Consider the following 6,654-nt stretch of genomic DNA (forward strand, 5'->3'; position numbering starts at 1 on the left):
CAATCGTGCCGATGTTGACGTGCGGTTTTGTACGCTCAAACTTTTCCTTTGCCATGATGGCCTCCTTATTTTGCGGGTGCCGGGCTGAAGCCCGGCCTACGATGAATGGACAGGCCGGGTTTCAGCCCGGCCTGCCTTCTTATGCGTATTTTGCCTGAATCTCGTCCGAGATGTTCTGCGGAACCGGATCGTAGTGGTCGAACTGCATGGTGAACTGGGCACGGCCCGACGACATCGAACGCAGAGTGTTGATATAGCCGAACATGTTCGCCAGCGGAACGAACGCGTCGATCGCGATTGCGTTGCCGCGCGGTTCCTGACCAGACACCTGGCCACGACGCGAGGTCAGGTCGCCGATGATGCCGCCGGTGTATTCTTCCGGGGTGATCACTTCGACCTTCATGATCGGTTCCAGCAGTTTCGCGCCAGCTTTGCGCATGCCTTCACGCATACACATACGGGCCGCGATTTCGAACGCCAGAACGCTCGAGTCAACGTCGTGGAACTTACCGTCCAGCAGGGCAACCTTGAAGTCGATCACAGGGAAGCCAGCCAGCGGGCCGCTATCCATGACCGAGTTGATGCCTTTTTCGACCCCCGGGATGTATTCCTTCGGAACGGCACCACCAACGATGCGGCTTTCGAACGAGTACCCTTCGCCCGGCTCGGTCGGCTGGATTTCCAGCTTAACTTCGCCGAACTGACCCGAACCACCCGACTGTTTCTTGTGGGTGTAGGTGTGTTCGACCGGCATCGAGATGGTTTCACGATAGGCCACCTGCGGTGCACCGATGTTCGCCTCGACCTTGAACTCGCGCTTCAGACGGTCCACCAGGATGTCCAGGTGAAGTTCGCCCATGCCCTTCATGATGGTCTGACCCGATTCCAGGTCGGTTTCCACACGGAAGGATGGGTCTTCGGCGGCCAGACGGGCCAGACCCTGGGACATCTTCTCTTGGTCGCCCTTGGTTTTGGGCTCAACCGCGATCTCGATCACCGGATCGGGGAAGGTCATGGTTTCCAGAACCACCGGATCCTTCGCGTCACACAGGGTGTCGCCGGTTGTGGTGTCTTTCAGACCCGCCAGCGCGATGATGTCGCCTGCAAACGCTTCTTCGATCTCTTCCCGGTTGTTCGAGTGCATCATCATCATACGGCCGATGCGCTCTTTCTTACCTTTGGTCGAGTTCAGGATCGAGTCACCCTTGTTCATGGTGCCCGAGTAGATCCGGGTAAAGGTCAGCGAGCCAACGAAGGGGTCGTTCATGATTTTGAACGCCAGACCCGAGAAGGCCATGTCGTCGTCTGCACGACGGGCGATGTCACGAACTTCTTCCTCGTCGCCGGGTTTGAAGCCCATGTAATCGACAACGTCCAGCGGGCTGGGCAGATAGTCGATCACAGCGTTGAGCAGCGGCTGAACGCCTTTGTTCTTGAACGCCGAACCACCCAGAACCGGAACGAACGCGATTTCCAATGTGCCCTTGCGCAGCAGTTTGCGCAGGGTCGGAACGTCGGGCTCATTGCCTTCCAGATACTCCATCATCGCGTCGTCGTCCATTTCGACGGCCGCTTCGATCATCTTGCCGCGCCATTCGTCAGCCATGTCTTTCAGGCTGTCGCGGATCGGCGCTTTGATCCAGCTTGCGCCCAGATCTTCGCCCTGCCACAGCCACTCTTCCATGGTGACCAAGTCGATCAGACCTTCCAGCTCGGACTCGGCACCGATCGGAATTCCAACCGGAACAGCACGTGCGCCGGTGCGGTCTTCGATCATGTTGACGCAGTTGAAGAAGTCAGCGCCGATCTTGTCCATTTTGTTGACGAAAACCATACGCGGAACCTTGTAGCGGTCAGCCTGACGCCACACGGTTTCGGTCTGGGGCTCAACACCGGCGTTTGCGTCCAGAACGCAGACGGCACCGTCGAGAACCGCCAGCGAGCGTTCGACTTCGATGGTGAAGTCAACGTGGCCGGGGGTGTCGATGATGTTCAGGCGGTGCTTGGGGGTATCGGCGGTCTGACCGTCCTCGGTGCGCTCCCAGAAAGTGGTGGTCGCAGCCGAAGTGATGGTGATGCCGCGTTCCTGCTCCTGCTCCATCCAGTCCATGGTGGCTGCACCGTCGTGCACCTCACCGATGTTGTGGGATTTACCAGTGTAATACAGGATACGCTCCGAGCAGGTGGTCTTACCTGCATCGATATGCGCCATGATACCGAAGTTACGGTACAGTTCGAGAGGATATTCGCGTGACATGTGTCTAAGCCTCTGGGATTACCAACGGTAATGGCTGAAGGCTTTGTTCGCCTCGGCCATCTTGTGGGTGTCTTCGCGTTTCTTGACGGCAGTACCGCGGGACTGAACGGCGTCCAGCAGCTCGCCTGCAAGGCGCTCTTCCATGGTGTTTTCGTTGCGACCGCGCGCAGCGGTGATCAGCCAGCGGATGGCCAGTGCTTCGCGACGCTCGGGCCGGACTTCGACCGGAACCTGATAGGTTGCACCACCAACCCGGCGCGAGCGAACCTCGACCGACGGTTTGATGTTGTCGAGCGCTTCGTGGAACACTTCGACAGGAGCGCGCTTGATCTTGCCTTCAACGCGATCAAACGCGTTGTAGACGATGCGCTCTGCGACCGACTTCTTGCCGTCGATCATCAGGTTGTTCATGAATTTGGTCAGAACCTTGTCGCCAAATTTGGCGTCAGGCAGGACTTCGCGTTTTTCGGCGGCGTGACGACGTGACATATCAGCCTCTCCTTCTTACTTGGGACGCTTCGCGCCGTATTTCGAACGACGCTGCTTACGGTCTTTGACGCCCTGAGTATCCAGAACACCGCGCAGGATGTGGTAACGCACACCGGGAAGGTCTTTTACACGGCCGCCACGGATCAGAACAACCGAGTGTTCCTGCAGGTTGTGGCTTTCACCGGGGATGTACGAGATGACCTCGAACCCGTTGGTCAGGCGCACCTTGGCAACCTTACGCATAGCCGAGTTCGGTTTCTTCGGTGTGGTGGTGTACACGCGGGTGCAGACGCCGCGTTTCTGCGGGCACTGCTCCAGGTGCATGGACTTCGAGCGTTTTACTTTGGGCTGCCGCGGTTTGCGGATCAGCTGTTGAATAGTTGGCATTCCGGTTTCTTCCCCGTTTTGCAACACACATGACATGCACGCGGGTTGCGTGCGGTTAAATTCGCTGCACTCATGCGTCCACAAGCGCAAAATCCGCGAGCGTTCCCATTCCGAGGTGAACGTCGCGGTTGGTTATCAGAGGGCGCGAACGGCAAAATTGTCCGGGCCTTGACCAGTTCATTACTGAAATCGGTTATGGGGCGGCCCCCGGTACCGAGATGTCGCGCGTATTAAGGGGAGTCGGGCCGGGTGTCAACAGCACTCGGGGTTTCGCTGTCTTCGGGCCGGGTTGCGCTGATTTATCAGGCTTTACTGCCCGGCGCCACCGCCTTGACCGGTTGCGGGCGCGGGGACGCAGGGGCATAGTCCGCTCACGCGCCTTTCAACGGATGAACCATGCAAGTCATCGGCCTCTGCCGCTTTTCCTACCCCGCCGTCGGAGGCTTTCAGATCGAACATGACACGGTCGGGGATCGGCGTCGCTATCTGTATGCCCCCGACCGGCTGGAAGAACGGTTCCGCCTGTTCGAAACCCTCACCCTGCCCGGCCTGCAGGCGCAAACGGATGAGGATTTCGACTTTGTCATCGTGATCGGGGATTGCCTGCCGAAAGCGGCCCTTGACCGGCTGCATGATCTGACCAGCGGTATGCCGCAGGTTCGTATCATAGCGCAGGCCCCGGGTGAACATCGCACGGTCATGAAGCGCATTCTGAACACCGCCCGCCGAGACACGGCCCAGCCATGCCTGCAATTTCGACTGGACGATGACGATGCCGTTGCGGTGAACTTCGTCGAACACCTACGCCGGGCAAAACAGGATTGCGGCGGGCTTTTCGAGGCCAACAAAACTGTCGCCATTGATTTCAACCATGGCTTTCTGGCCGAAGTGAATGCCGAAGGCATGCGTGCCCTGCCCCAGTATCGCAGCCTCGTGTCCGCCGGTCTGGGCATGTATGTTCAGGGCGGCTGTGATCTAACGATCATGAATTTCGCCCATCAGCGCATGGGCCATTTCATGCCCGTCATCAGCTATCCGGACGAACCGATGTGGATACGCAGCCTGAACGGGTTCAACGACTCGCCCAACGCGCATAAACAGCGGCACAAGCTGGCACCGCTGGACGATGACCAAAGGGCCATTTTCGCCCAACGATTTGCCCTCTATTCCGGGGCGTGAACCGCCCGCTCGCGGAACAGGGTGAACAGCCCTGCACCGACAACCAGCCCTACACCGAGCATTGTGACACTGTCCGGCCATTCCCCGAACATCGCCCAGCCCAACCCCAGCGCCCAGATCAGCGAGGAATAACGGAACGGGGCCACGAACCCGACCTCGCCCACCCGCATCACCATCACGCTGCACAAATAGCCCAAAAGCACGAACACCGCCGCCGAGGCCACAAGCGAGCCTGACATTGCGGTAACGGGCACCCACCCCTCAAAGACCGAGATCACCGCCGCGGTGACAGTGATCGACAGGGACGTGGCCAATGTGATCAGCATCGAAGGCACCTGCGCCGACATCCGCCGCGTGATCAGGTCGCGCACGGTGACCGAGGCCACGGCGATCAGCGCATAAATCGCATAGATGCTGAACCCCTCGGGGCCGGGCCGGACGATCAGCAGCATGCCGATAAACCCCATGCCAATCGCCACCATGCGCCGCCAGCCTATGGGCTCATTGAAGAACACGGCCGCGCCCAGCGTCACGGTCAACGGCAACACCTGCAGCACCGCCGTCACATTCGCCAGCGGCATATGCATCAGGGCGGTCAGGAAGAAGAATGTGGTCGACAGCTCGGCCAGACAGCGCAGGCCGATCAGCCACTTGTCATGCGTGGCAAAGTTCAGATGCAGGGCCCCCAGATGACGGGCCAGAAAATACACAAGCACCGTCGCCAGCGCCCCACGCAAGGCCACCATTTGAAACAGGGGCATGCCCTGACCAACAACTTTCACGATCGCATCGTTAACGGTAAAAGCCGCCATGCTGCCCATCATCAGCAACGCGCCTTTGACATTCGGAGTCATTTCAATCGGGTCCGGTCTTAAATCAATTGCGGCATTGGCCCCTTTGGTTAACGCAATGTCAACACATGACGCGCAATCCGCGAAAGCACCTTTCTGGGATTTTTGAAAACCAGCGGGATTGGGCTGGTTTATCAATGAACAACTCTGAACGGTTGGAAACGTGCGGCTTCAACCAAAAGACCTGCATTCACGCCGCCCGGCGCGACCATCAAAACAACCGCCGATCAACGGCGGGCAGCACGGATTGAACGGGAGGACACCCATGTCAGCTTCATCCATTGGAACGCCGGAACAGCTCCGCGATCCGAATTACTTACCGGCCCTGCACCGCGCCGTTCCTTTGGGGATTCAGCATGTGCTGGCCATGTTCGTTTCGAACGTGACACCGGCGATCATCGTGGCCGGGGCCGCGGGGTTCGGCTTTGGCTCGAACAGCCCGGATTTCCCGCAATTGCTGTATCTGATCCAGATGTCGATGCTGTTCGCGGGCGTCGCCACCCTGCTGCAAACCGTGACCCTCGGCCCGGTCGGGGCGGGCTTGCCCATCGTGCAGGGCACGTCCTTTGCCTTCATCCCGATCATGATCCCTCTGGTCGCCGGAAAAGGCGTCGACGGCCTCGCCGCCCTGTTCGGAGGCGTGATCATCGGCGGGCTGTTCCATGCCCTTCTGGGCACAGTGATCGGCAAAATCCGCTTTGCCCTGCCACCGCTGGTCACCGGTCTGGTCGTGACCATGATCGGTCTGGCACTGGTCAAGGTGGGCATCGAATACGCCGCCGGAGGTGTCCCCGCCAAAGCATCCGGGGCGGAAAGCTATGGCTCGCTGTCCAGCTGGGTTCCGGCCCTGATCGTGGTCTTCGTGACGCTGGGCCTGAAATTCTTCACGCGCGGAATGCTGTCGGTCTCGGCCGTACTGATCGGCATTCTGGTGGGCTACATCTACTGCATCCTCGTTGGCAAACTGCCGGTTGAGGCCATCGCAGGCTCGTGGGAGCGGTCCGCAGCCTTCGCCCTGCCCCAGCCCTTCAAATACGGCTTTGAATTCTCGCTGGCCGCCGTGATCGGGTTCTGCCTCATGGCCTTTGTCTCAGCGGTCGAAACGGTCGGGGACGTGTCCGGTATCACCAAGGGCGGCGCCGGTCGTGAAGCCACCGACAAGGAAATCCAGGGCGCCACCTATGCGGACGGTTTCGGCACCGCCCTTGCCGGTATCTTCGGAGGGTTCCCAAACACCTCATTCAGCCAAAACGTCGGCCTGATTGCCATGACCGGCGTCATGAGTCGCCACGTCGTCACCATCGGCGCGACCTTCCTGATCATCTGCGGGCTGGTACCCAAGGTCGGCGGCATCATCCGCACCGTTCCCATCGAGGTTCTGGGCGGCGGCGTGATCGTCATGTTCGGAATGGTCGTGGCCGCGGGTGTCTCGATGCTGTCGGACGTGGCATGGAACCGGCGCAACATGGTGATCTTCGCCGTGTCGCTGTC

The 6,654-nt window shown here is 59.6% G+C and carries 6 protein-coding genes; 2 read left to right on the top strand and 4 right to left on the bottom strand.

Annotated features, from left to right (window positions below; translation table 11 throughout):
* Positions 1–139 precede the first annotated feature (139 nt).
* From fusA to rpsL, 3 genes are read right to left on the bottom strand one after another with little or no spacing between them, the layout of a single operon-like run.
* Entirely contained in the window at positions 140–2,257 is a 2,118-nt protein-coding gene (gene fusA / locus MPJ51_RS12595) for an elongation factor G (RefSeq protein WP_298387055.1), read from the bottom strand.
* Positions 2,258–2,275: 18 nt separating this feature from the next.
* Positions 2,276–2,746, bottom strand: a complete 471-nt coding sequence (gene rpsG / locus MPJ51_RS12600) for a 30S ribosomal protein S7 (protein WP_008756926.1) — start codon at positions 2,744–2,746, stop codon at positions 2,276–2,278.
* A gap of 15 nt (positions 2,747–2,761) precedes the next feature.
* On the bottom strand, positions 2,762–3,133 hold the full coding sequence (rpsL, locus tag MPJ51_RS12605; RefSeq protein ID WP_005621086.1) for a 30S ribosomal protein S12: 372 nt from the start codon (positions 3,131–3,133) through the stop codon (positions 2,762–2,764).
* A gap of 396 nt (positions 3,134–3,529) precedes the next feature.
* Here rpsL and MPJ51_RS12610 point away from each other — a divergent pair, with 396 nt between their 5' ends.
* Positions 3,530–4,312, top strand: a complete 783-nt coding sequence (locus tag MPJ51_RS12610) for a putative rhamnosyl transferase (protein ID WP_298387125.1) — start codon at positions 3,530–3,532, stop codon at positions 4,310–4,312.
* Here MPJ51_RS12610 and MPJ51_RS12615 read toward each other — a convergent pair.
* Complete coding sequence (locus MPJ51_RS12615; protein WP_298387127.1) at positions 4,297–5,166, bottom strand: DMT family transporter; 870 nt, start codon at positions 5,164–5,166, stop codon at positions 4,297–4,299. The two genes, MPJ51_RS12610 and MPJ51_RS12615, sit on opposite strands and share 16 nt — an antisense overlap.
* 262 nt (positions 5,167–5,428) lie before the next feature.
* Between MPJ51_RS12615 and MPJ51_RS12620 the strand changes: the two genes are divergently transcribed.
* The coding region (locus MPJ51_RS12620; RefSeq protein WP_298387130.1) for a nucleobase:cation symporter-2 family protein at positions 5,429–6,654 on the top strand (1,226 nt) is incomplete at its 3' end.

Origin of the sequence: Ruegeria sp., from assembly GCF_028066395.1 — a bacterium.
GTDB lineage: Bacteria > Pseudomonadota > Alphaproteobacteria > Rhodobacterales > Rhodobacteraceae > Ruegeria.